The organism is Dellaglioa sp. CoH-57-MRSF-21 (assembly GCF_056781915.1).
Map to the genome: position 1 here is coordinate 1 of NZ_JBXAXU010000099.1, position 375 is coordinate 375.

Consider the following 375-nt stretch of genomic DNA (forward strand, 5'->3'; position numbering starts at 1 on the left):
GGCGTAACGTGTATGATGCGTGCGTCTAACATACAGGAGCAGTAAATGTACATCGAGGAACGCGCACGGAAGCTGGTTGATTTGGGGATTTACGCAAAAGCGAACCAAGAGCTGAATTCATATCCGGTGGACGGTTCTCTTGTGCCACATGATCAGTACATTCTGCGCATGATGATTCGTGGCCCCAAGACCGAGGGCTATGTGGTCCCGAACGAGCTGAAGTGGATCGAGCCGATGGTGATCCGTGCCGATGCTGAACAGCGCAAACTCGGGGTCAACCATCCGTACGTGTATGTAACGGTTCGCTGCGGCCCCATGAAGAGTGTGAGCGACGATGTGTGGCACGTGGATGGCTTCTCGATGCGTGTACCACAC

1 protein-coding gene is annotated in these 375 nt (G+C 54.1%); it reads left to right on the forward strand.

Annotated elements, in window-relative coordinates; translation table 11 throughout:
* Positions 1-45: 45 nt before the first annotated feature.
* Positions 46-375 (forward strand): hypothetical protein (locus AC1RPQ_RS08125; RefSeq protein WP_481762281.1); only part of this gene is annotated, 330 nt, incomplete at its 3' end.